21 protein-coding genes are annotated in these 24,155 nt (G+C 50.1%); 11 read left to right on the forward strand and 10 right to left on the reverse strand.

Annotated features, from left to right (window positions below; all coding sequences use genetic code 11):
- Positions 1 to 46 precede the first annotated feature (46 nt).
- Together AAGC78_RS00550 and AAGC78_RS00555 are read left to right on the forward strand one after the other, a co-directional pair.
- The gene (locus AAGC78_RS00550; protein ID WP_435782069.1) at positions 47 to 268 is read left to right on the forward strand and encodes an AbrB/MazE/SpoVT family DNA-binding domain-containing protein; all 222 of its coding nucleotides are present in this window, start codon (positions 47 to 49) and stop codon (positions 266 to 268) included.
- 10 nt (positions 269 to 278) lie between these two features.
- On the forward strand, positions 279 to 704 hold the full coding sequence (locus AAGC78_RS00555) for a type II toxin-antitoxin system death-on-curing family toxin (RefSeq protein ID WP_435782070.1): 426 nt from the start codon (positions 279 to 281) through the stop codon (positions 702 to 704).
- A gap of 92 nt (positions 705 to 796) precedes the next feature.
- Here the strand turns inward: AAGC78_RS00555 and AAGC78_RS00560 are convergent, their stop codons facing one another.
- The 6 genes from AAGC78_RS00560 to AAGC78_RS00585 form a co-directional block, all read right to left on the reverse strand.
- The gene (locus AAGC78_RS00560; RefSeq protein WP_435782071.1) at positions 797 to 1,054 is read right to left on the reverse strand and encodes a hypothetical protein; all 258 of its coding nucleotides are present in this window, start codon (positions 1,052 to 1,054) and stop codon (positions 797 to 799) included.
- The gene (locus AAGC78_RS00565; protein WP_435782072.1) at positions 1,051 to 2,712 is read right to left on the reverse strand and encodes a PepSY-associated TM helix domain-containing protein; all 1,662 of its coding nucleotides are present in this window, start codon (positions 2,710 to 2,712) and stop codon (positions 1,051 to 1,053) included. The genes AAGC78_RS00560 and AAGC78_RS00565 overlap by 4 nt, the downstream gene beginning before the upstream one ends.
- Before the next feature lie 3 nt (positions 2,713 to 2,715).
- Positions 2,716 to 2,997 (reverse strand): hypothetical protein, encoded by a 282-nt coding sequence (locus AAGC78_RS00570; protein WP_435782073.1) that lies wholly within the window; start codon positions 2,995 to 2,997, stop codon positions 2,716 to 2,718.
- Positions 2,998 to 3,072: 75 nt separating this feature from the next.
- Complete coding sequence (locus AAGC78_RS00575; RefSeq protein ID WP_435782074.1) at positions 3,073 to 3,387, reverse strand: DUF3325 domain-containing protein; 315 nt, start codon at positions 3,385 to 3,387, stop codon at positions 3,073 to 3,075.
- The gene (locus tag AAGC78_RS00580; RefSeq protein ID WP_435782075.1) at positions 3,380 to 5,068 is read right to left on the reverse strand and encodes a PepSY-associated TM helix domain-containing protein; all 1,689 of its coding nucleotides are present in this window, start codon (positions 5,066 to 5,068) and stop codon (positions 3,380 to 3,382) included. The genes AAGC78_RS00575 and AAGC78_RS00580 overlap by 8 nt, the downstream gene beginning before the upstream one ends.
- 12 nt (positions 5,069 to 5,080) lie before the next feature.
- Positions 5,081 to 5,383 carry an iron uptake protein gene (locus AAGC78_RS00585; protein WP_435782076.1) on the reverse strand — a complete coding sequence of 101 codons (303 nt, stop codon included), beginning with the start codon at positions 5,381 to 5,383 and terminating at the stop codon, positions 5,081 to 5,083.
- 138 nt (positions 5,384 to 5,521) lie between these two features.
- On the opposite strand from AAGC78_RS00585, the gene AAGC78_RS00590 reads away from it, so the two are divergent.
- The 7 genes from AAGC78_RS00590 to AAGC78_RS00620 all read left to right on the forward strand — a co-directional run bounded on the left by AAGC78_RS00590 (position 5,522) and on the right by AAGC78_RS00620 (position 14,667).
- Complete coding sequence (locus AAGC78_RS00590; RefSeq protein ID WP_435782077.1) at positions 5,522 to 6,031, forward strand: sigma-70 family RNA polymerase sigma factor; 510 nt, start codon at positions 5,522 to 5,524, stop codon at positions 6,029 to 6,031.
- The gene (locus AAGC78_RS00595; RefSeq protein WP_435782078.1) at positions 6,010 to 6,978 is read left to right on the forward strand and encodes a FecR domain-containing protein; all 969 of its coding nucleotides are present in this window, start codon (positions 6,010 to 6,012) and stop codon (positions 6,976 to 6,978) included. The genes AAGC78_RS00590 and AAGC78_RS00595 overlap by 22 nt, the downstream gene beginning before the upstream one ends.
- 102 nt (positions 6,979 to 7,080) lie before the next feature.
- Entirely contained in the window at positions 7,081 to 9,663 is a 2,583-nt protein-coding gene (locus AAGC78_RS00600) for a TonB-dependent siderophore receptor (RefSeq protein WP_435782079.1), read from the forward strand.
- Between the two features lie 216 nt (positions 9,664 to 9,879).
- A complete protein-coding gene (locus tag AAGC78_RS00605) occupies positions 9,880 to 10,404 on the forward strand; it encodes a sigma-70 family RNA polymerase sigma factor (RefSeq protein WP_435782080.1) in 525 nt (174 codons plus the stop codon).
- Positions 10,401 to 11,372 carry a FecR domain-containing protein gene (locus AAGC78_RS00610; RefSeq protein WP_435782081.1) on the forward strand — a complete coding sequence of 324 codons (972 nt, stop codon included), beginning with the start codon at positions 10,401 to 10,403 and terminating at the stop codon, positions 11,370 to 11,372. Before AAGC78_RS00605 ends, AAGC78_RS00610 begins: the two co-directional genes overlap by 4 nt.
- Before the next feature lie 118 nt (positions 11,373 to 11,490).
- Positions 11,491 to 13,935 (forward strand): TonB-dependent siderophore receptor, encoded by a 2,445-nt coding sequence (locus AAGC78_RS00615; protein ID WP_435782082.1) that lies wholly within the window; start codon positions 11,491 to 11,493, stop codon positions 13,933 to 13,935.
- Positions 13,936 to 14,082: 147 nt separating this feature from the next.
- On the forward strand, positions 14,083 to 14,667 hold the full coding sequence (locus AAGC78_RS00620; protein ID WP_435782083.1) for a hypothetical protein: 585 nt from the start codon (positions 14,083 to 14,085) through the stop codon (positions 14,665 to 14,667).
- Positions 14,668 to 14,792: 125 nt separating this feature from the next.
- Here the strand turns inward: AAGC78_RS00620 and AAGC78_RS00625 are convergent, their stop codons facing one another.
- From AAGC78_RS00625 to AAGC78_RS00640, 4 genes are all read right to left on the reverse strand, one after another.
- Positions 14,793 to 15,854, reverse strand: a complete 1,062-nt coding sequence (locus AAGC78_RS00625; RefSeq protein ID WP_435782084.1) for a LacI family DNA-binding transcriptional regulator — start codon at positions 15,852 to 15,854, stop codon at positions 14,793 to 14,795.
- A gap of 93 nt (positions 15,855 to 15,947) precedes the next feature.
- On the reverse strand, positions 15,948 to 17,048 hold the full coding sequence (locus tag AAGC78_RS00630) for an acyltransferase family protein (protein WP_435782085.1): 1,101 nt from the start codon (positions 17,046 to 17,048) through the stop codon (positions 15,948 to 15,950).
- 74 nt (positions 17,049 to 17,122) lie between these two features.
- Entirely contained in the window at positions 17,123 to 19,318 is a 2,196-nt protein-coding gene (locus AAGC78_RS00635) for an alpha-N-acetylglucosaminidase (protein WP_435782086.1), read from the reverse strand.
- A 109-nt stretch (positions 19,319 to 19,427) separates the two neighbouring features.
- Positions 19,428 to 22,103, reverse strand: coding sequence for a TonB-dependent receptor (locus tag AAGC78_RS00640; protein WP_435782087.1), 2,676 nt, complete (start codon positions 22,101 to 22,103; stop codon positions 19,428 to 19,430).
- A gap of 543 nt (positions 22,104 to 22,646) precedes the next feature.
- Between AAGC78_RS00640 and AAGC78_RS00645 the strand changes: the two genes are divergently transcribed.
- Positions 22,647 to 23,156, forward strand: a complete 510-nt coding sequence (locus AAGC78_RS00645) for a sigma-70 family RNA polymerase sigma factor (RefSeq protein WP_435782088.1) — start codon at positions 22,647 to 22,649, stop codon at positions 23,154 to 23,156.
- On the forward strand, positions 23,153 to 24,100 hold the full coding sequence (locus AAGC78_RS00650) for a DUF4880 domain-containing protein (RefSeq protein WP_435782089.1): 948 nt from the start codon (positions 23,153 to 23,155) through the stop codon (positions 24,098 to 24,100). The genes AAGC78_RS00645 and AAGC78_RS00650 overlap by 4 nt, the downstream gene beginning before the upstream one ends.
- Positions 24,101 to 24,155 lie beyond the last annotated feature (55 nt).

Genomic DNA, 24,155 nt, shown 5'->3' on the forward strand with positions numbered 1-24,155 from the left:
ATTATCTTGTTATACCACTTGTTATAACGGAGCCCCTGGAGCCCTTATGAAACTCAAAATCACCTCTATCGGTAATTCTGCTGGTGTCATCCTGCCGAAAGAAATCCTTGCGCGCCTGCGCTTGGCCAAAGGCGACGATATTTATCTGCTGGAAACACCGGACGGAATCAAGCTCACCACCTTCGACCCAACCCTTGCAGAGCAAATGGAAGTTGCGGAGCAGATCATGCGTGAAGATCGGCAAGTTCTGCACAAATTAGCGCAATAAAGGAGGCGTTATGGTTGTCTGGATGACTAAAGCCCTGGCACTCGCCATTCATGATCGTCAGCTTGCAGAGCATGGTGGCGGTAGCGGTGTGCGCGATGAAGGTTTGCTGGATTCTGCTCTTGCACGCCCGCAACAACTTTATACTTATGGCGAACCACCACCGGACTTGGCCGATCTTGCGGCCAGCCTTGCATTTGGCCTCGCTCGCAACCATCCATTCGTTGATGGTAATAAGCGCACTGCCCATGTTTGTTATCGCGTTTTTTTGCGCCTTAATCACGGTAACCTGATAGCAAGCGACGAAGAGAAATATGCAGCCATGATCGGCTTGGCCGACGGCTCACTAACCGAAAAAGATTTCGCCGAATGGTTGCGTGCACGCATCCAAATTGATGCACCGGGGCAAGTGCAGGAACCTAAAAAGACTTACGGTTAAGCAATTCAATTAATCACGAAGTATTCACTATAAAAAAGCCCGCTCGTTTCACAACGGGCGGGCTTTTTTCACAGCACCTGATGCTAAAAGATCTACCTTGCTTGTTTATTAAAAAGCGGAAACGCAAATACACACAGCCATCCACTTAAACCTAAAACGCCGAGTGAAATAAAGGGTGCACGCGTCCAAGCGTAAGGGATAGAAAATAAATAAGTGCTTGCAACAAAACAGATAAGCGCAGCCAGTATTAACAGGATGCGTTTGTGTCCTGAATGAATTTGCAGATGGCGCCACAATAAAACGGTGGCGACATTGGTGATTAATGCCAGCAGCAATATCAGATTTATCATGATGGCTCCTGCACTGGTTGGGCGGTATTTTCTTGCGCCACTTTATCGTTTGTTTGTGTCGCCAATGAATTATTTGCCGGGCGATGGGCGGGAAGTTTTTTTGCAGTCCATAAACAAAATAATCCACAAATCAACAAGGTTGCATCGACGCCACCGCTAATAGTTTTGCCATTAAATAATGTCATTGGTAAAGCATCGCCGGTAGCTACGCCATTCAAAAACGGAACGCCAATCGCCAGCACACCACAGAGCGCAAATAATTCTTTGATGGTTTTATAACTGTTGTGGCGGAGCATCGCGTAGACAAGGATTGCAACCCAGCTGGAAAAAAAGATTACGCCCAGCCAGTAACTGAACTCAGCCGGTTTTACTGACAGGAGTAATTGCCCGTAGAAAAGTAACACACTGGCAATCACTAATCCCATGCAACTGCCAATGGTTAAGCGACTGATGCGGTGATATGCAGTTTGCGACAAGCTGCCTTCGGAACCGTAAGCGCGCCGCTCGATCCAAATCATCATGCCGGTGACACATAGCAGCGCTGTGCCTATTCCCAAAATGCTCCAGATAATTTTGACGAACAAACCGCCGAAGTTACCAAAATGCAGCGGGTACATCGCATCCAGAACAACACCGGTGGTGCTATCGAGTTTGCCGAAGGTGCTGTATTGCTTGTTTAACTCGCCGGTCACCGCATTGAACTCGTAGGTTTCATTTGCAGCCAATGTGTCGCCGCCCAGCGCAGTAAAGGCCACTACTGCGCCCTTATCACCCCAGCCATGGATATTCACATCCACCACAATTAAATCCGGATTGGCCGCGCGAAATTCCTTCAGTATCTGGGCAAACTGCGGCTCAGCGGCTTCACCAGTAATGGCGGGCTCAATTTCCGGCAAGAAAGTTTCGATCAATTTATCCTGGTTGCCAGAAAAACTGACAAAGGCGGCGGCAGGTACAAGTAATACCAACACCAGCCCCAAAAACGCGCCGGTAAATGCAATCACACCATGGAATAACAAACCCCATACGCCCAGTACTTTGTGGGTGTCGGTAAATAGCAGGCGCAAGCTGCGCAATGGTCGGAAGCTGAAAAATTCTTTGAAAATTTTTCGATGGATAATCACACCGGTAATGATGGAGGCAAACAAAGCTAAACCCAACAAACCGGTGATCACCAATCCAACCGGATTGACGAGATGTAAATCGGCGTGAAAGGCCGTCATAAAATCGGCCATATCTTTTGGTCGGCTGTTAAACCAGTCGAGTAAGCCGCCTTCAAATTTGTCTTCCAGTGCGAGCGTTTGTGGATGGTGTTGGTACACAATCACGTGATGGTCGTGCTGGCCATTTTCCAATTCGATTTCTTTTTCAAAACCAATTTGCAAATGGGTAAAACTGCTTTCGCCCGGCAGCATCACGCGCACATGTTCAAGATAATCACTCCCCACTTGCGCGGCGTGCTCGCGAACCAATGCCTCAATGGCGGTGTAATCCTGACTGACGCCGCCGCGGATATCGGTATTGGCCCAGACTTTTAATTCTCTTGCACCAAATACGGAGTAGGCGCCGCTGTAAGCGAGGATGAACAGCAAGATACCGGTGATTACACCAAGCCAGCTGTGGACGACATAGAATTTTTTAGTGGTATCGCGCTGCATATATCACCCGGCCAAATGTTGGTAAATCAAACCGGCGTGTATCAGCGTCAGCACCAGTAGCACGCCCCATACTCGCCAGATACTGCGGGTCATGGTCGCCAGCAGAAACAGTATTATCCAGGTGATAGGAAACAGCAGGATGGGCACGCCGATCCGGTCGATTTCATTAAACGGGAGATAAGTTGGCGAACCTGCGGTCACCAATGTTGATGCGATCAACACACCTAAGGTGCAAGCGAGCAGACGACTTTTTGGAGCGCTGAATAACGCTACGGCGCGAGCCATAATTCATCCTCTGAAAAAATATTTTTTATAGATATTGGTTGTGCAGATTATCCATCTGCACAACCAGATGCATCCTTAGGCAGATGCGAAAGGCAGGGTGAAGAAACGCAACAAACGTGGACGCCAGCTGAGGGTAAATGCCACTGTCAGCGCAGAGCTGGCGAGCAACATAATCCACACCAGCGATGCCATGGTGGCGTGATCCACCGCAAGGCAGCACACCAGTGAGAAAAACAGGGCGATGTAACCAAGGACGCGCAAGCTGCGAACTGTTTTGGGGGCGATAACGCCATCGTTAACTTGCTTCCAATGCACATCCATCGCCAATGCGAGCCATGCCATGCCGGATACACACAACACCGTTGCGGCTACGAGCAGTAAATTATCCACGTTGCACCTCCGCGTCATCCATATCGTTAACGACAGCGACTGTTTCAGTTTGGGTCTTGCGACGCAAATGGCGCGCGGCGACAAATGACAAACCTGCAGTTACCAGCAGCGCCAGATCAAGGCCTGCTACTGGCCAGTAGCCTTCGCCGATGGTTTTAGCGAGATGGTCGCCAGTGGTGATCCAGTTGAGCAATACCGCTGCCGGTGCTAACAGAGTGAGAGCCAAACATTGATCGATCCAAGCAGGGTTAAGGCGCGCTTGCGCCACCGGACCGCTGCGCAAAAATGCGTGCGCCATTGCCAATACCCAAGTGCCCCAGAAGATGTAGATTTCAATATCGCCACGCGGTGGCCAGCCTTCCGGAACAGTCACGGGCAACAAGCGGTTACCGATCAACATGCCCACAGCGGCGATCAACATACCGGTTACGGTAGTCACTGCTAATGCATCAACTACACGCGCATTTTGACTGCCTTGTTTAACGTATTGGCGCTTGCGTTTTTCAACGAAGAAGATGAAGCCAGTCGCGATACATACGCAGCCTGCCAAACCACCCAATACATAGAGCCAGCGCAGCATCCAGTGACGGAAATGCTGCAAGTGCAAGCCGGTCAGGAATTCGTTGACGCTTTCCACCGCAGTGCTCGGTGGATCTTCACGCAATACTTCACCAGTGCTGGCTTTGAAGTGGATGCCTTCGCCCGTCAGTGCGATACGGTCAGTACCAGCGCGATAAACACTCACATAACCATTGGCATCACCTACGTGACGCAAGGCGAGGAAACCTACATCGCCACCCATACCGCGCTCTGCCCAACGGCGTTTGGCTTCAGCAACCATGGCATCAACTGAGGCGATAGGTGCAGCAACATCTGCGCGGTCGTGTGGCAGACCGGTTTCTGCAGCTTCGTGAAGTTCATGCTGGTCGTGCAGAGCTTCCAACTGCGTGTGCGATACCGGGAAATAAATTCCGGCAAAAATCACCAGCCCAGTAAACGCAAAGAAAAAGTGGAATGGTAATGCGACTACACCAGTGAGGTTGTGCAAATCCAAGGTGCTGCGCTGGGTACTTTTCTTCGGGCGGAAGGTGAACAATTCGCGGAAGAATTTGCGATGCATAACTACACCGCTGACCAACGCCGCCAACATAATCAATGAAGCAAAACCTACAATCCAATAGCCCAGGCTCATCCAGTGGAAGTTCAGGCTGTAGTGCAAAGGATAGAAAAAGCGGCTGCCGATTTTGAGGCTGTCATCGGGGAAAATTTTGCCGTCGCGCGGATCTATAGTGCGGCTGGTAAAAATCGAATTTTCAGGATCGATTGCATTAGGCACTTCATAGCCAGCAAAAATATTCAGGATTGGATCGCGGTGGGTGGTGTAAGCACCCCAGGTGACCACTGTGTCGTAACGCTCCGGCATAGGTCCATTAGCAAGCGGGGCGAATTGCTCGATATCGAGTTTGGTTGGCTGCATATTTTCAAAAATCGGACGCAGCAAGTTATCGAATGACGGCATAGGTTGCGGATCAAAGCGCGACTCAGGCACTGCCCAGCGGTCGATCTCGCGGTCGAATACTGATAGCGCGCCGAAGAAAAACACCGCCATTAATACAAAGCCCAACACTAGGCCAAACCAGGTGTGTAACCAGGCCATGGATAAACGGAAATTCTGGAACACGGGATTCTCCTCTTACAACAGCAAATGCTGAATCAATGAAGCAGAGGCAGTCATCACCAAGCCGCCGCCAACGAATATCAGCCATACCTTGGTCATGTTCTGTGCAGCAAACGCCCACAGGAATACCGTCAGATACAGCAGGAAACCGATGATGCTGGACAGGTGTTCTGCATCATGAAAGGGCATGCCGAGCGCATAAAGGCTCGCATGCAACAGCGCAATGGCGCCCCACACAAAAGCGTAGCCGCCAAGAATTGCGGCGCCGATGCGGCCGACAATATGGCGGGTGGAAAGGGTTGGTGATGCTGTAGCCATAAGCTTTTGGTTCCATACAACTGACTAAATCCGAACGTGGATTTAGTGTGGGGTTAATGATTTTTCCGCCATTTTATGCTCTCGACAAGAAAAATGATAATAATTATCATCTATTAACATTAATCAGAGTCATTTTACATGCAATTCCCATCGCCGGCATGCCCCACTGAAACCCTTTATCGCGACCATAACTCATGGTTGCGCAATTGGTTGCGGGTAAAATTGGGCTGTTCGCAGCAGGCGGCTGATTTGGCGCAGGACACTTTTTTACGGATTTTGGGTAAGCGCGATTACCTCAATACCATGCCGTTGCAGGAACCGCGCGCGTTTCTGCGGGTAATTGCTGGCGGTTTGCTGATTGACCACTTTCGCCGTCGCTCGCTGGAACAGGCGTATCTGGATGCACTGGCCAGCATGCCGGAATCGTTTAGCATCTCACCGGAAGAGCAGGAAATCCTGCTGCAAACCTTGCATCGTATTGATGCCGCGCTCGACCAATTATCCGCACCGGTGCGCAAAGTATTTTTGCTCGCGCAAATCCACGGATTAACCTACACCGCTATTGCGCAGCAAATGGCGATCTCCGAGCGCACCGTTAAACGCTATATGCAACAAGGGTTTGGCCAATGCATAGCCGCGATGTTCTAACCGCTGGGAATGCCCCGTCACCAGCTGTTATCGCAACTGCTGCGGGTTGGCTGGTGCATATGCAGGAAAACACAATGACTCCCGCTGACGAATCGCGCTTACAAGATTGGCGTGCGGAAAGTGCCGAGCACGAGCGTGCATGGCAAGCAGCGCTGCAATTGAAATCCATGATGGGCAGCATGCCTTCCGGCGTTAGCCAACCAGTGCTTGGCCGTAAACGGATTGATCGTCGCCAGTTGTTGCTATCGCTTGCGGTATTGGCGGCGGTGCCGGTGGTCTGGACGGTTCGGCGCGACTTGCCGGTAGTAGGTGCAGATTACCGCACAGCCAAAGGTGAGCAGCAAACCATCACCCTGCCGGATGGCAGCCAATTGCAAATCAACACCGTGAGTTTGGTGGACGTGCAGTTTGATGCACAGCAGCGACTTATTCGTTTGCATCGCGGTGAAATTCATATTGTCACTGCGCCAGATAATGCGGTGAACCATCGCCCGTTTTTAGTGGCGACACCGGCGGGCACGGTGCGCGCCTTGGGAACCCGTTTCGCAGTGCGCACGTTGGATAATGATGCCGTGCGCGTAAAAGTATATGAGCATGCCGTGGCCTTAACGCCGCAAGCCGGTGTAACAGATACGCGTATTGATGCGGGAAAAACTGCCGTGTTTGATCGCCACAACATTCACCTCATCGAAGCGCACAATCAATCGGTTCCTGCGTGGACGCGCGGGCAGATCATTGCTGATAATTTGCGCTTGGGTGATTTTGTTATTGAGCTTGCGCGCTACCACGAAGGAATTCTGCGCTGTGATCCGGCCGTGGCCGAGTTGCGCATCTCTGGTGTATTCCAGATAAAAAATACTCTGCAAACATTGAGTGTGGTTGCTGGTACTTTGCCGGTGCGCATCGCGCGCATGACCAATTACTGGATCACACTCACCGCACCATAAAATATTTTTCACTTTTTTATCTAACTCCTGTCCCCTTTTTTTCACTTGCTCGGCATAGCACCTGAAAACCACTTTTTACTTTACGTTTGGAGTTATCAGGTCATGCCTTATTTTTCACTCACTCCGCTCGCCAGAGTCTTGCGTGCTACGGTTGTTGGTACCGGTATTGTTGTCGGGCTCACATCTGGAAGTGTTGCTGTGGCACAAGTTGCGCAATTACAAGCGCAAGCGGTGCAGCAGATTTATCACATACCGGCAGGAAGCCTCGCACAATCGCTCAACCGTTTCGCCAGCGAAGCGGGCATCACACTTTCATTTACGCCTGATTTGGTCGAGGGAAAACAAGCTCCGGAAATCAGCGGCAGTTTCACTCCGCAAGAAGGATTGAAAAAAATTTTGCAGGGTAGCGGTTTGGAAACGGTGATTAAATCCGATGGCAGTTTCAGCCTTAAACGCGCGCCGCAACCGCCTAGCGGAAAATTATCAGCGGTAAAAGTATCGAGCACTGCATTGACCGATGCTACAGAAGGCAGCGGTTCTTACACTGTTCCCGTTGTCTCTGTCGGCGGAAAATTGGGTGAGACCCTGCGCGAAACGCCGCGTTCGATTTCAGTAATTACTCGCCAGCAATTGGATGACCAGCGCATCCAGAATTTCTACGATGCGGTAAACCAACTGCCGGGCATCACCATGACTTATGGCTCGGGCAACAGCAACGAAGCGAGTTTTTATTCGCGTGGCCATTCGCTCACCAATATCACGGCCGATGGCATGGCAATTTCAGTTCCGTCGCTGGATGACAGCCGCGGTGGCGGTTCAAACAATGGCATGGCTAAGTATGACAACGTGCAATTATTGCGCGGCCCGGATTCATTGTTTTCCGGCAATGGCCAACCTGCCGGTACTATCAATCTGGTACGCAAACGCCCGCTGGAAAATTTCCAGGCAAAAACGGCGGTCACTGCCGGTTCATGGGATAACTATTCTGGCGAAGTGGATGTGAGCTCACCGATCACCAGTGATGGCCGAGTGCGTGGTCGCGCTGTGTTGGCCAACAATACTGGTGATCATTTTTATGCTAGCGGTGGCAGTCATAAAAGCACTGCCTACGGCGTGGTGGATTTTGCTGCAGGCGAGAAAACAGTCATTGTATTAGGCGGTAGCATCGACACCCAACACGGTGCGCCTGATCAGCCGCCGGGTTTGCCGCGCTATTTCAGCGGTGCGCAACTGGATATTCACCGCAGTGTTGGTTATGCCGATTGGGTACAACGTAGTTACGATTTGGAAAATATTTTTGCGACGGTTGAACACCAATTTAATGATCAATGGAAATTGAAAACCGGCGTTTCGCGCACTGCAACGAACAACGGTAGAAATGTGGTGACTATGTATGACGGTATGGTCGATCCGGTAACATTGATTGGCGATGGTGTGGTGTATACCACGCGCGCCGATTGGAACGCTGATGTGGAAACTGCTGATATCAGTTTGATCGGTACAACCAATTTATTTAATCGCGAACAAAAATTTGCGTTCGGTGCAGATTACGCTGATGTCCGCCAATACAGTTTGATTTCCTATCACAATAATCCATTGCCTGTGCCCGATTGGAATGACTTCAATCCCGATGAATTTTTATATCCCTCAAGCATGGCGAAAGGCTGGGATAACCAATCCAAACAAAAACAGCAGGGCGCTTATGCGTACGGCTATTTCCAAATCCAGGGCGCATTAAAATTTGTGTTGGGCGGCCGTTACGCCAGTTATGAACTTTACAGCACTGGCTTCAACGCCTATCGCGATGCAAATGGCGACTGTGCCAGTTGGGCAACGACTTGCGAATCGCCAATTAGCATTAAATCCAATGACAACAGCGGCATTTTTACACCTTACTATGGTTTGCTTTACGATATCTCCAATCGCTGGACGGCGTATCTGACGCACTCGGAAAGTTTTGAAGACCAAAGCACTTTTTACACTCCCGAACACGACATGCTCGACCCCACTGAAGGTAAAAGTTGGGAGTTGGGAATTAAAGGTGAACACGTTGATGGCCGTTTGAATACCAACATTACTTTTTATCGCACCGATCGCGAGAACTATCGTGTAAACGTCAGCAACGATATCTCGTTCAATATGCCGGGCAAAAATTGCTGCTATCGCGGTGATGGTGAATTTCTCGCGCAGGGCGTGGAGTTAGATATCAGCGGTGCGCTGACCGATAACTGGCAAATCAATGCCGGTTACACCTACGACGATAACAAAGAAGAGTACGGAGCCAACGACGGCAAGCGCTATTCCAGCAATACGCCCAAGCATATTTTGCGTTTGTGGAGCAGCTACCAATTCACTGGAGCGCTGGATAAATTGCGCGTTGGCGGCGGTGTGCAAGCCCAGTCGTCTTTCTATCAGAGTGGTACGGTTAACGCCTGGAATCCGACTGGTGGATTAGATGGAAAAGGCGCGTTCGATGGCCCCGCTGTTCCCTACGATTTCACCGAAGCCGGTCGCGCACTCTGGAACACCTTTGCGGAATACCGGTTGGATTCACATTGGTCTTTGGCGTTAAACGTTAACAACCTGTTTGATAAAGAGTATTACCAGGTTGCCGGAACTACCTCGGGTGACAACACCTACGGTATGCCGCGCAGCTGGAGTTTTACGGTGCGCGGGAAGTTTTAATCGCCAACAACGAACTCTGGTTTTTACTCAGGGATTAATAGAAACCCCGCGTTAGTTGGCGCGGGTTTTTTCGTTTCAGGCCGGAAATTATCCGATGGATGGGGCAGGCCGGTTGCTATTGCAACTTTTCATGCCATAAAATGCGAATAGTTATCATTTGATATCGTTATTCTTATTTTATTATCCAGATATTAATTTCCTGCGCGGAACCCTCCCATGTCCGGTGCCCATTTTGACCAACAAGCCGATGTCAGCAGCTTGTATGTCCATCATCACTCGTGGCTAAAAAGCTGGCTGCGGCGGAGACTGGATTGCCCAGCGCAGGTCGAGGATCTGGCGCACGATACTTTTATTCGCATCCTCAAGTCCCACCATGTTGCGAGTCCGACCAAGGAAATCCGCGAACCGCGCCGTTTTCTCTCCACCATTGCCGGTGGATTGTTGGTGGATTTTTTCCGTCATCGCGCAGTGGAGCGGGCTTATCTGGACGCCTTGGCAAACCTGCCGGAAGCGGAGTGGCCATCGGCAGAAAGTCAGGCGGCGATGCTTGAAACCCTTATCCGTATCGACACCTTATTGGATGGTCTCAAGCCCCGGGTTCGTCACACGTTTTTGTTGTCGCAACTTGATGGGCTGACCTACAGCGAAATTGCCGCGCGTTTGAATATCAGTTTGCGCACGGTGAAAAACGATATGGCAGTGGCCTTTGATCACTGCTTTGATTTGGTTGCCGCACAATGACCATTCCGGCATCGGCAATTGATCCGCAAGTGCGCCGGCAGGCGATTTATTGGTATGTACTGCTCAGCTCCGGTGAAGCTACCGAGGCCGAGCGCAGTGACTGCGAACACTGGCGCAGTGCACATCCACAACACGCAGATGCTTGGGCGCGTCTGGATGCGGTGCGCGGAAATCTGCTGTCCTCAGTGGCCGGTGCACCGAGTTCTATCGCTATACCGACATTGACCGCACTGGGGGCAAAACGCCGCTCAGTGGTCAAAGGCATGATGTGGCTCGCACTCGGTGCGGGCGGCAGCGCGTTGATGTGGCGCGAGCAGCCCTGGCAAACTTATCTCGCCGACTTTAAAACCGGTCGCGGCGAACAGCGCGAATTTAAACTTGCCGACGGCAGCTTGGTGATCCTCAATACCGCGACCCAAGTCAATCAACATTACGATAGCAACGTCCGCCGACTGCAATTGCTGCACGGCGAAATAATTATTCAAACCGGCAAATTGGAAACAGAAGCGCGTTCGTTTGAAGTGCTTACCCGCCACGGGCGCATCAAGGCTTTGGGTACGCGGTTTATTGTGCGCGATATGGAATCGCACACGCAGGTGACGGTGTTGGAACACGCGGTGGAAATTACTCCGCAAGATTCAACGGCAACACTGCAGCTCAACGCCGGCCAGCAAATCCGGTTCGACAAACAAGCAACTAATTCCCCTGAAACTATGGCTCCCAATGCGGAAGCATGGGCACAGGGTTCGCTAGTGGTGAATGACTGGTCGCTCAGCAAAGTGATCGCTGAATTAGCGCGCTACCGCACCGGTGTGTTGCGCTGCTCGCCAGCAGCATCGGCAATTCGTGTCTCTGGTGTTTTCCCGCTAAAAGATACGGATCGCGCGCTGGCAATTCTGGTTGGCCGTTTTCCCATTCGTCTGGCGAGCATGAGCCGTTATTGGGTGAGCGTCGAACCGACTGAGTAAAATTTTTAATCGATTTGCACCGCATTAAAAAAATCCAAAAAGTTTTCTGCACTTTTTTTGCCGTCGTCCGGCTATGGGATGTACACAAAAATCATCCGAACATCAGGACGCTCTTGTTATGAAACACACACTTTTGGGCGCGCGTTCCCGCGTAGCAGTCCCATCCTCTTTATCGATTGTCCCATCACTGCTTTTGGCAGTTAGCTTGCTTGGCGCATCCAGCTTACCAGTGCTAGCTGCTACCGCGGATTCGACTGAAGTCGCAACCGAGCAGCGTCGCTACGATATTCCTGCCGGTTCATTGGCTGATAATTTAAATCGCTTTGCCGTCGCTGCCGGCGTTGCCTTGATCTTCGATCCAAAAGAAATTCCCAATCGCCAATCAGCGGGATTAAACGGCACTTACAATTTGAATGAAGGTTTCGCCAAGTTGTTGGAAGGCTCTGGCCTCGCGGTGCGCTATGAATCTGCCACCGGCAGTTATCGTCTGGAAAAAGCCGTGGCGAGCGGTGGATTATTGCCAACCGTGCGTGTTGAAAGCACCACCGAAGGCACAGGTTCTTACACCACAGGTTTAACCAACACTGCAACGCGATTGGATTTATCCATTCGCGAAACACCGCAATCCGTCACTGTAGTAACGCGTCAGCGCATTGAAGATCAGGGCATGAACGAAATTGCTTCAGTTCTTGATAACACCGTTGGTTTGGTGGTGAATACTTCTGGCCCTTTGGGTTCGGACAATAACATGGTTTACGCGCGCGGTTTCCCACTAGAAAATTATCAGGTGGATGGTGTTGCTCGTTCGACGCGTTTTGGTTTCCAAAATGATATCGCCGATATGGCGCTGTTTGATCGTGTGGAAGTGGTGCGCGGTGCAAGTGGATTGTTGAATGGAGTGGGTGAGCCATCGGGCGCCGTTAACCTCGTGCGTAAATTACCGACCACTGAATTTCAAGCGTATGTTGCCGGCAAATACGGTTCATGGAATCACTATCGCACTGAGGCAGATGTGAGTGGGCCATTAACTGCGGATGGTGAAATTCGCGGCCGTTTGGTTGCTGCCTGGCAAGACAACGAGAGTTTTGTTGATCGCCTCGGTTTGGAAAAAAAGATTCTCTACGGCGTGCTCGAAACTAATTTAACTGATGCAACTATTTGGTCGGTCGGCATTGAATATCAGGATCACAAATCTACCGGTGGCGATCGTTTCGGTGCACCACTTCTTTATGCTGATGGCACACCGACTAATTTTTCGCGCACTACTAATTTAAATCCGGATTGGGGTTATCACACGCGCGAAAATCTTTCGATATTTTCTACGGTTGAGCACTATTTTGAAAATGACTGGCGAGTAAAACTCGATCTGGAAAAATCAAAACGTGAATATGACAGCGTTATGCCCACTACCGCATTGGCTGGTGGTTGGTTTGATGTAGATACAGTATCCGCTGGCCGTTGGGCAGGTGAACCGGAGCAAAACTCAATCAATTTGCATGCGGTGGGTAAATACACATTATTTGGTCGTGCACATGATTTGGTTGTTGGTGGTAGCTACTACGACTCAGAAGAAAACGGGAGTTCTTACAATTATACCGATGCGCCTATCGACGATTTGGACGCGCTGATTAAAACCGGCAAGTTTCCAAAATTGGATGTGAGTTCGATTGGTGATAGTACTTACACCATGGAAAAACAAAGCGGCTTCTATGTTGCAACGCGCGTGAAACCGGTTGATAACCTATCGATAATTCTCGGTAGCCGCGTGAGTAATTGGGAAACCCGTTACGACTATACAGATGTTGATGGTGTCACTGATGTTGGTGCAACCAGCAAGGATTCTTCGGTGGTTACGCCCTACGCGGGCATAGTGGTGGACATCAATAAATATTTATCTCTGTACGCCAGCTACACCGATATTTTTAAGCCCAGCACCAACTACGATGCTGCCGGTATGTTGCTTGAGCCCGCCGAAGGTTCAAACACTGAGGCTGGTGCCAAGCTCGCATTTTTTGATAATAAATTAAATCTGTTGGCGACTTACTACAAAACCCTGCAAGACAATGTGCCCGAATATGTTCCTGGCCCAAATGGTGGAATCAACCGCGGCCCGACCGGTCACTATGTTTATCAGGGCATTGATGGTACTGAAACTACGGGTTATGAATTGGAAATTTCCGGGCAGTTGACCAGCAACTGGGAATTGGGCGGCGGCTTCAGCGAAGCCGATCCGAAAGATGCCAAAGGCCAGCCGCGTCTCACGCATATTCCGCAACAAACGTTCAAAATGTTTACGCATTACCAGCCAACCAGCTGGATCGAAGGTTTGAGTATTGGCGGCAACCTGCGCTGGCAAGATGCGACTCATAGCAGCGGGATTAATTTCTCCCAAGGTAGCTTCACTTTGGTTGATTTGATGGCGCAATACAAAATCACATCACAGCTACATGCCGCGCTGAATATCAATAACCTGTTCGATAAAACCTATTACACCAGCATCCAGCGCGAAGGCTGGTTTGGTGAACCGCGCAGTGCCTATGTGACCCTGCGTTACAACTTCTAGGTGATGCAGTAATTTTCTCCTGCCATGGATGGCAACCCCTCCAAAATGTCATCTTGCGTGAGTATTTCCTTAAGATTTTTTCGGCATCTGATGAACTTATTTTTCATTGGTGAATATAATGCCGCTATTTCTTTATGGGAATCTCCAATGCGTATACAACAATTCTTTGTTCCACTCGGCCTGGCTTTTTCACTTTCTGGCTGCGATTTCCTTGGTGAGAATGTAAAGGTTAAACAGGAGCAGGAGTGGCTTGCCCAGCATCAGCAATTAAATGATGCGGTGAAACTTATCCGTGAGCAGGGGCTGGATACCGTGGTGGCGACTGCAGAAGCGGGTTCTGTGGCCGCTTGCGTTGCCAGTAAGCTCGCTGCTGATCCAGTAGGGCAATTGGTCACTGTAGAAGGTGCGCTGGTTGAGACCGCAAAAATCACTCAACTGGTAGCGGATGTGCAGCAATTGCTGGAGCAGGAAATTGATTTGATGCAGCTTTCTAACCTGCTAAAACAAGGTGCGGAATTAACCTCCTACGCTTCCACGCTGCTCACTCAACAGGGCCTTGAACAAGCATTAGCAACGCTCAAGCAAATGGCCTTGGCAAGTCAGGGGATCGCGCAAGAGAATTTGGGTGGACATTTGCAGAAAGTGATGGAGAGCTGTGAAACAGCAGCTCCAGAAGCCGCTCCAGAAACTGCTCCAACTCCAGAGGCTAAAGCCGAGGTAATTGAAGCCTGATTCTCCGATGCGCTGCACAAGCCGTGCAGCGCTCCTCAAAATGCATGTTGATTTATTGCACGCAAATATCATTTAGGTGATGCGTTAATTTTTTGCTGCAATATATGGCAAACCCATCATATTTCCTACTTTGCCGGTGCCGCGCTGGACTCGCGTACCACCAGTTGTGGTGTATAGGCTTCACAACTTGGGGGAGGGCTATCGGGCACATTTTTCGCGCGAATTTTTTCGATCAACAGGCGCGTTGCCTGTTGGGCAATTTCCCGGGTGGGTTGTGCGGCTGTGGTGATTTTAGGCAAGGTTTGACGCGAGAAAGGCGAGTCTTCAAAGCCCACAATCGAGAGTTGTTCCGGCATGGCGATATTGTTCAGGCGCGCAGCAAGGAGCGCACCTGCGGCAATTTCGTCGTTACAGCCGAAAATCGCCGTGGGTTTTACTCCGATGGTTTGGCTTAGCAGTGTCTGGCCGCGCTCAAATCCGGAATCGAACGAATAACTGCCGGGCAATATGTGTGCATGAGTGGTATCCAGCCCCATATCGATAAACGCTTGCAAAAATCCGCTTTGGCGCTCGAGGGTAGATTTGTGCGAGTCGTCACCCGCTAAAAAGGCGATATCTTTATGGCCGAGCTGTAACAAGTATTGGGTGATTTGGTAGGCGGCAGCGCGGTCATTAACATAGACACAAGGGCAGAGGTCGGCGCCCGCTGGCGGCAATTCACCTGATAGGATTCGCACTACTTCAACGCCGCGCGCTAAGAGGGCATCAATGACCTTTTGGTTTTCAGAAATCGGTGATGTGAGTACCAGACCGCCTACACGGCTGCGATCAACCATGTGTAGCACTTGCTTCACCAAATTATCGGCGCGTGCATCACAGGGGCGAATTACCAATTCGTAGCCTTCGTTAGTGCATAAACTCAAAATGCCGTTTTGCATTTCGGTCACGTAGTGGCTGTTGGGGTTATCGTAAATAAAACCGATAGAGGCAATAGCACCGCGCAGGCCGCGCGCGCTCAGGTTGGGGTGATAGCCCAGCTCGTCGATGATGCGACAAATTTTTGCACGCACTTCTTCTGCAACAACATCTTCATTGTTTACGACACGGGATACTGTTTTGAATGATACGCCCGCGATCTTGGCAACATCTTTAATGGTGGGTTTTGAGTTTGGCTTTTTTGAGGTCAATGCCTGCTCCAGCGCGAAAAAAATAGGCTCAGTATACATGCGAAGGTAAGTGCATCATATACCGAGCTTATGTTGCAGTTGATCGATAACGACTTATATCTTCAGAAAAATACCGCGTTTGTACATCACATAAATGGGTGCAAAACACAGCGCTAAAAAGAGACTGATCCACAAAAATGAAGCGGCATCTGTGGCCAAACCGGCGCCTTCCAGTGTGGTAATAAAAACGCTGTGGACAGACGAGATGCCATCAACTTTATACGTTAATAACTTTTCCAATATCACATGAAATACATACGCAAAAATCGCATTGGTGCCAAACACGCGCGCGACGAATGTAAAACGTTGGATGCCTTTGTAGTCGATCGTCCACAACAGCAAAGCCAGTAGTAAAGTGCCAGCACCGGCGGTGGCCAAGGCAAAGCTACTGGTCCAAATTTGTTTGATAAAAGGAAAGAAAAAACTCCACAGGTATCCGAGCAAAAATACACAGAGTCCCAATACAAAAATAGCGCTGATACGTTCAGGCAGGCTTTCGTTGCGTAGCACTATTTTACCGACGAACACACCAACCAAACCGGTGACGATTGAGGGCAGGGTACTGATGATTCCCTCCGGGTCCCAGGTGCCGCGCCACAGCATACCGGGCAGGAATTGCAGGTCGATCCAGTTGACAAGATTGTGGCCTCGCTCTAAAGTGCCCGCTGCAATTCCCGGTGCGGGAATGAACAGCAACATCGCCCAGTAACCCATCAGCAACAGAACTGAAATCCAGATTAACTGCCGTGTATTAAAGAGCAACGTTAAGATCGAACAGGCGCAATACACCAGAGCGATGCGCTGCAATACACCCGCAACACGAATTTGTGCAAAGTGTGTGTAAAACAAATTAACCACTAAACCCAGCGCAAATAAAATAGCGGTGCGTTTAATGACTTTGGTATAAAAAGCGTTTCGTTGCGCTGCTGTTTCAGGTAAGCGTTTCAGGTTTAGCGCAATAGCTACACCGACAATAAAAAGAAAAAACGGAAAAATAAAATCGGCAATGGTCAAACCTTCCCAGTAGGCGTGGGACAGCTGGCCGTAAGTACCGGGGCTGTTGACCACAATCATCGCCATTAGCGTCAAGCCGCGGAATATATCCAATGCGTCCAGTCGTTGTTTTAACACTGGTGCAAGCTCACTGTTACTCATAGATATTCACTCTTCTCGCTAGCGAAAATAAAACAACCTGCACCTGTCGTTAATAACAAGTGCAGGTTGTGTTGTTAGTCGCCGAGTAATTTCAGGATGTACTGCATATCCTTAATCGGGTTTTTGGATTGGGTTGCTTTAGGCAGTGAAGGATCATATGCCCAGTTGTTTTCCCATTTGATCATGTTGGCTTCGTAACTTGCCTGATCAAAAGGTTGTTGTTTTTTCGCAGCGGTGCGTAACTTGTCGAAGAAAGCTTCCCAGCGCGGCAGGTAAAAATCTTTGTACATACCTTGCCAGGCTTTGGATGCGTAATCTTTTAATTTAATGCCGCCCCAAGTGGTAATTTGTTTTTTTGCATTGGCAACATAGTGCTTAGCGTCTTCAGGCGTTTCTGCGTAAATACGCGCATCATTAGTCCAACTGGCGAGGGTTTCGTATTGGCCACCTAATAACAAGTCCAAACGTTCAACAATTTTCTTGATGGTTTTTACATTGCGGTCAGCGGTTTTAATATCACCCTTTTGATAAGCAACAATAGTTTCCTGAATCATGCTGTCCAGATGCAGACTGACGTAATGACGGAAGAAGTCGATCAGGTCGTGCATATAAAAGCGTTCGTTTTTAAACTGCCCTTGCATCGCGATGAGTTGTTTAATTGATTTACCCAGAAGCGCTCTATCCGATGGGCCGCCTTCAAATTTTACATAGTCAACTTTGGGGCGTTTGAATAATAGATAAACGCCAGCCGAGCCTTGCCACCAACGCGGTTGCCAGTAGCGCGTGGAGTAAACCGCTTTGTTTAAATCATTCCATACACTGAGTAACTCAGGCGTGTTTTTGCCGTAGCGAGAAAGTGTGTATTGCGCGATCCAATCTTCTACGGGTTTGTTTTGGTTGTTAGACCAAGGCACATCGAACATGTATTCGTAGGCAACGGAATTGTTGTTTATTCCTTCAGGAAAAATACCGTAACCGCGCAAATTGCCTTTTTTGGATGAGTTAACGGCGTATTGGAATTTATCGTGATAGAACTGGAAATCACCGTAAACTTGGTTGCTACCACCGTAGTTATGGATGTAACCAAATACCCAAGGCTTGCCAAAGAATGCGTTGGCATCTTCCCAGACATCGTAGCGGTCGTTGCTGATGTCGTGGATCATGACTTTATCGGCCGGAATATCTTTTAAGAAGGCGGCGATAGATTGTTTGTCCCAAAACTTTTTATCTGAGCCAAACATCCAGCCTTGCATTACCCAGGTGGCATTGGGAGCTGCTTGTGAGATGGAATCGTAAATAGCGCGGCCATAAGAAGCCAATTCGGCATAACGATTTTCTTTTGAAACGGGCGGCAACATTTCGTTGAACGAGTCGGACAAATAGAATTCGCTAGCGCCGTAAGTTTCGGTGTAGATCTCGATAAAACGTTTTGCCATTTTATTAAACAGCGGATCTTTTGGATCTAACCAATAGGTTTCCTGGCTAAAGCCGGTCCAGGCTTCCATTTTGGTAATTTTTGCTTGGGGAAATTTTTCTTTAAAAAAAGACGGCACATAACCACCAAAGGCAGGAACTATGGGCGACATGCCGAGGCTGCGCATACGCTCCAACATTTTTACCTGCAGCTGGTGTTTTTTATTAATCCAGTTTTCGCTAATCGGTGTTTCGTGGGATTGGATATTGCCCATGCGATGCCAAGGGGCGAACGCGGGGCCAGAGAAATACTGTTCCAGTTGTGCTTCGGTAGCACCAAATTCCAGCCACAATTTTTTCCACACATATTCCTGGCCTTCCATCGCAACCGGTGAGTTGATGCCGTGCAGTGCCATCAAATCGATCTCTTGCTCCCAGCGCGGCCAATCCCAAAATGGTGTGGTGTAACCATAGGCGCACACATTCAAATAAACCCGTTCTTCTACCAGCGAAGTTGTTTTGGCAATCGAATAATTTGGCAGGGTTGTGGGAATAGCGACGCGGTTGCCTTCCCAGCTAGCGGACAGCGCACCTATGCCGCGCAGGTATTGGTAGCTGCCATAAGCTAAACCAGAGAGCGACGCTGCCTCGATTTTTACTTTGCCTTTGTCGGCTGCCACAGCAAACCAATCCAGTTCGGCTTTATCATTTTTTAGGGTTAATTCAAGGTTGGGAATATCCTGACCGATTACGCGTTGCAGTACATCGCGTACCGGTTTGGTTGAGTCGTTAGTTGCATGAGCGACTAGCGATAAGCTCAATGCAAACGAGGTGACTAAAATTTTTACTTTTCTCATTGTTACTTTTCTCATTGTTACTTTTCTCATGGTGATGATGCCCTGAGTGGCAGACGTTAAACGCGCGTGCAAAAAAGGGCCCCGTTAACGGGGCCAAGTCACACGGGGTTTACATTTTCCAGGTAACGCCAGCGAAGTAGCTGGAGCCAATAACAGTTAAGGTTTGGAAGACATCGCTGCTATCGCGATAAGCTTCTTCGTTTTCGCTAAATATATTCATCGCACCCAGGCTGAACTTCAGGTTCTCGTTGAAGTTGTAGCCAAGGGTCAGGTCCACTTGGTTGCGTCCATCCACCGTACGGCCCTGGCTTGAGAAAAAGCCGGCAGTGCTATCGGGTTGGTAGTAAGGGCTGCGGTTGTTCAAGGAAACACGTGCACTGTAGGTGTCGTTTTCCCAGTAACCGGTGAAGTTGATGGTGCGCTTGGAAAGGTCTGCTAAACGGAAGCCGTTAGCACCATTGTCGGCAGTGACGTAGGTGTAGTTGGCAGTAAAACCAAAACCTTCGATGGGCAGGATATTGTTGAGCGACTGGTTCCAACCCACTTCGTAACCTTTGATGTCGGTTTCAGTATCGGCGTTGAAAGTAGAAGTGATTTTGTATTCGTTGCCAGCGCTGTCAAAGCAGGCAGTATCAGTACCGGATAAGGCTGTTCCATTGTAGGAATCCAGACAAACGGTTTGCGCCACTGTGCCGTTCTTAACGGTTTTAAAGAAGCCGTTCAGGGTTAAACCAGCACCTTCGTCGTAATACCACTCCAGACCTACGTCCAATTGATTGGCCGTCATAGGTTTCAGCTTGGGCTGACCGAGGTTGATGGTGTAGGTTTTGGTATCGCCACTGGTGCTAACAGTTTCAGACGGCGCGAGGGTAGTGCGCGAGGTGATGATCGGGTGCACTAACACTTCGGCGAGCGACACGCGCATCTGCACGTCTTCATGTAATTCGAACACCATGTTGAGGCTAGGCAACACATTGGAGTAATCGAAGTCGGTTTCCGAGCTGCCGATGAGTACTTTGATCTCTTCGTTGTTAGGGTGGGTATCACCGGTGAGGTAGGTGGTTAGTGTGCGCGAGGTATCTTCGTAACGCAGCCCCATATCACCGCGCATCAGCACTGAGCCCAACTCGGTTTCGAAGTCCAACTTGGCATAGGTGGCGAAAATATCGCGATCCATGTCGTAGCTGCTTTGGTAAGCCTGCATGATCGGAACAACGGTGCCTTCGGCCGCCAGTGCATCGCGGTAGGCTTGGGTGTTGGGAGCTATCCACATGCCGGGTGCGGACATTTCGCCACCCAGAAAATCGCTCACCAAAATGCCGGTCTCGCTCATCAGCGGCAGTACTGACGGATCAGCTTCGCCGATAGACGCGCGGTCGCGGCGGAATACTTCGCGGGAAAACTCCTGAGTGCGGTATTTCACCCCGGCAGAAATGGCGGTGACAAACGGCATGGTGACATCGCGCTTAACATCCAATTGAATCGAATCTTCAGTGGATTCCATACGGCGAATAGCGCCGTTAGGGTATTCGTTGCGTGGGATATCACCTTCGTACAGGCTCGCGGTTGCCAGATCAATTGAGCTGTCGGCAGACACTGGCGATACGCTAAACAAAACGTTATTTCTGTTGCCGATATCGATCACGGCTTCGTCGATGTTAATGCCGAGAATGATGGCTTCTTCGGATTCATCCGCCTTGCCGCCGGTGTGGTGCACAACGCCTTTTACGGTCCAATCATCCTGGGTCCATTTCAAATCGGCCGTGATGGCTTGGCTGGTAAGGGTGCGGTCTTCGAGCTGGCGGTTATTTTCCAAACGGAAATTTTTGGCGGTCACTGTGTCGTAGTAACCCGTTTTTTCATTCAGGTTGCTAGGGGTAACTACGCGGCCGCTGCCAGAAGTGAACAGGAATACCTGCTGGTTTAAATCCTGGTAGACATCGTCGGAGGTGTAAACACCACTCAGACTCATATCCAGTTCTGCGGTGGGTTGCCATTGCACTGTACCGCTGTACATCTGACGCTCGGTTTCGCGGTCGATACGGCGAAAACGTGGGCGGCTAACGTAGTTGTTACCCTCGGCGTCCTGCGCCCAGCGGTCGATCCAAAAGTTATCAACACGGTCATCCAGATTTTGGAAACCAGCGCTGAACAATACACCGACGGTGTTATCCAAAAATTGGTCGACGTAGGTGATATTGCCTTTGGGCGTAATGCCACTGGTGGGCGAGTATTCCGCCTGCTGGCCTTTGAGCGACACCATCACCTGGGTTTCATCAAGGCTCAGCGGTTTGGCGGTATCGATATTGATCGTGCCCGACAGACCACCGGCGTCCATATCGGCCGACGGCGATTTGATTACCTGGATGCCCGAGGCCAATTCGGTCTGGATGATGTCGAAGCGGAAGCCGCTGGTGAAGTCGGCGCCGTTAAACGATTGCCCATTCAGGGTGGTGGTGGCGTACTGTGGGCCAAGACCACGCACACTGATGGTCGAGCCACGGCCGTTCACGTTAGAGATCTGTACACCTGGAATGCGTTGGATCGCCTCAGCGATGTTTTCACTGGGGAAGCTGCCCAGATCCTTCGCGGAAATGGAGTCTTCCACCTTGGTGGAGTTGCGCTTCAAGTCCATAGCTTCAAGCAGACTTTTTTGAAATTTGCCGGTAACCACCACCTCTTCAAGCTCGCCGGTCTGCGCTATCGCAGATGCCGCCGATAGCGCGCAAATGGTCGTTGCTAAGACCGTCTTTACCGGTCTGGTCAGGTATTTTTTGTGTGTCATACAGGCTCCCCAAAGGTTTGTGTGTTGTGAGTTAACGCTGAATTCCTTTTTAACCTATGGTCTTATGTCAACGTTGTCAATTGAGCGGGGAGCGGGTGTGAACGCCTCAAAAAAGAGCGCTCATGCAATGTTTTGGCGCTAAAATTTTGGCGCTTTATTGCTCTTACTTATTAGGGAACTGCAAAAAAACGATTTGACGGGGAAGGAATCCTGGTCGCTATTCGCCCAAAAGGAAGCTCCTTCCGTTTTTGGTGCATAAATTTCAGATTTGGAATTGGCTTAGGGGAAAGGTGCGTCGAAATAAGCACCATTAAAGAGCCAGTAAAATTTGCATAAAAATGATAAATAATATTGTAAGCGTTGTTGACGCACTCCAATTCGGATACCCGAAGCGACCTTTTTCGATGGGTACATTCTCGTAGTAGATGATTTTTGCTCAATCGAATTAAGGGGGTAATGACCGGAAACAATCACTCTTTATTGCGAACAAATCTCATCTGTGACAGCATGGCGCATATTTAAACCATCCATTTTGCACCCGTAATGTCTAACCAAACTTCCCATCCTTTAATCGAGACGCTCTATCGCGATCACTATGCTTGGCTGCGTAGCTGGTTGAGTCGGCGTCTCGCTTGCCGACACACCGCAGGTGATTTGTCGCAGGATGTGTTTGTGCGTTTGCTGGGGCGGGGCGATAGCGCGCAGATTCAAGATCCGCGCGCTTACCTTGCACGCGTTGCCCATGGTTTGGTGATTGATCGCCATCGGCGGCAGCGAGTGGAAGCGGCTTGTCTGGAGGCGCTGGCATCCTCGCCGGAAGCGGTGATGATCTCGCCGGAAGAACAGTTAATTATGATCGATTCATTGACCCGGATTGATGCCTTGTTAGATCAACTCAAGCCGCGCGCACGGCAGATTTTCCTGATGTCGCGCCTCGAAGGTATGAGCTATGACGAAATTTCCGCGCAGCTAAATGTCTCCCGCAGCACCGTGCAAAAAGATCTGGCACTCGCCTTACGTCATTGTTATCAGGTGTTGATGGGCGGCCTATGAATCAGTCGGCGCATAGCATCCCGGATGACATCCTCGATCAAGCCTGCCACTGGAGTGTGGTGCTGGGCGATAGCCGTGTTTCCGAAGACGATCAGCGCAATTTCGCACGCTGGCTGGAATCGAATCCGCTCCATCAAACCGCCTGGCAACGGCTGCAAATGGTCGAGCAGGAATTGGTGCCAGCGCGTCCGCTGGCGCGGCAGGGCAGCGATATTTTGCAAGGCTTGGCCAAGTCGCGGCGGCAGCGTAAAACTGTATTTGCGAGCGCGCTTTCGGTGCTGTTGCTGCTGGGGATCGCGCAGTTGTTATTCCCTTATTGGCAAGCCGATTATGTGACTGGCAAAGGCGAGTTGCAGCAAATCAGTTTGGACAGCGGAGCCATTATCTATCTCGATAGCGGTGTTGCCCTGGATGTGGAAAGTGCCGGTGACAAAACCATCGTGCAATTGCATCGCGGGCGAATTCTGGTGGATTCATCCGCAGCATCGCCGGCGCAAAAGCCGCAAGTGATTACCGACCATGCCCGCTTCACGCCGATTGGTACGCGTTTTGTGATTACCAAACGCGGTGACCTCAGTGAGTTGATTGTGACCCAAGGGCAAGTTCAGGTTGATGCGGATGGCAATTCCCGCGTGGCTAATGCGGGCGATAGTTTGCAAATCGCTAACAAAACAATTGCGCCGCTGATCAACAATGGCTTGGCGCCGGATGCCTGGGTTGATGGCGTAATCGAAGCCAACAACGCCCGCTTGGGTGATCTATTGGATGCCTTAGCGCAACATCGCCGCGGTTGGTTGCGTTACGACGCTAAGGTCGCCGAGCTGCGGGTAAATGGCATTTTCTATTTGAACGATACGGATAAAGCGCTGACATCTTTGTCCAACACATTGCCTATTACTGTTGAGACCCATGCGGGTTGGTGGACCAACGTGAAGCCAAAATGATGGACGCGGCAGAATTATTTTTACTCTCTTTTGCGACTGGTTCGGCATAGATAGA

Origin of the sequence: Cellvibrio sp., assembly GCF_039207905.1 — a bacterium.
Lineage (GTDB): Bacteria > Pseudomonadota > Gammaproteobacteria > Pseudomonadales > Cellvibrionaceae > Cellvibrio.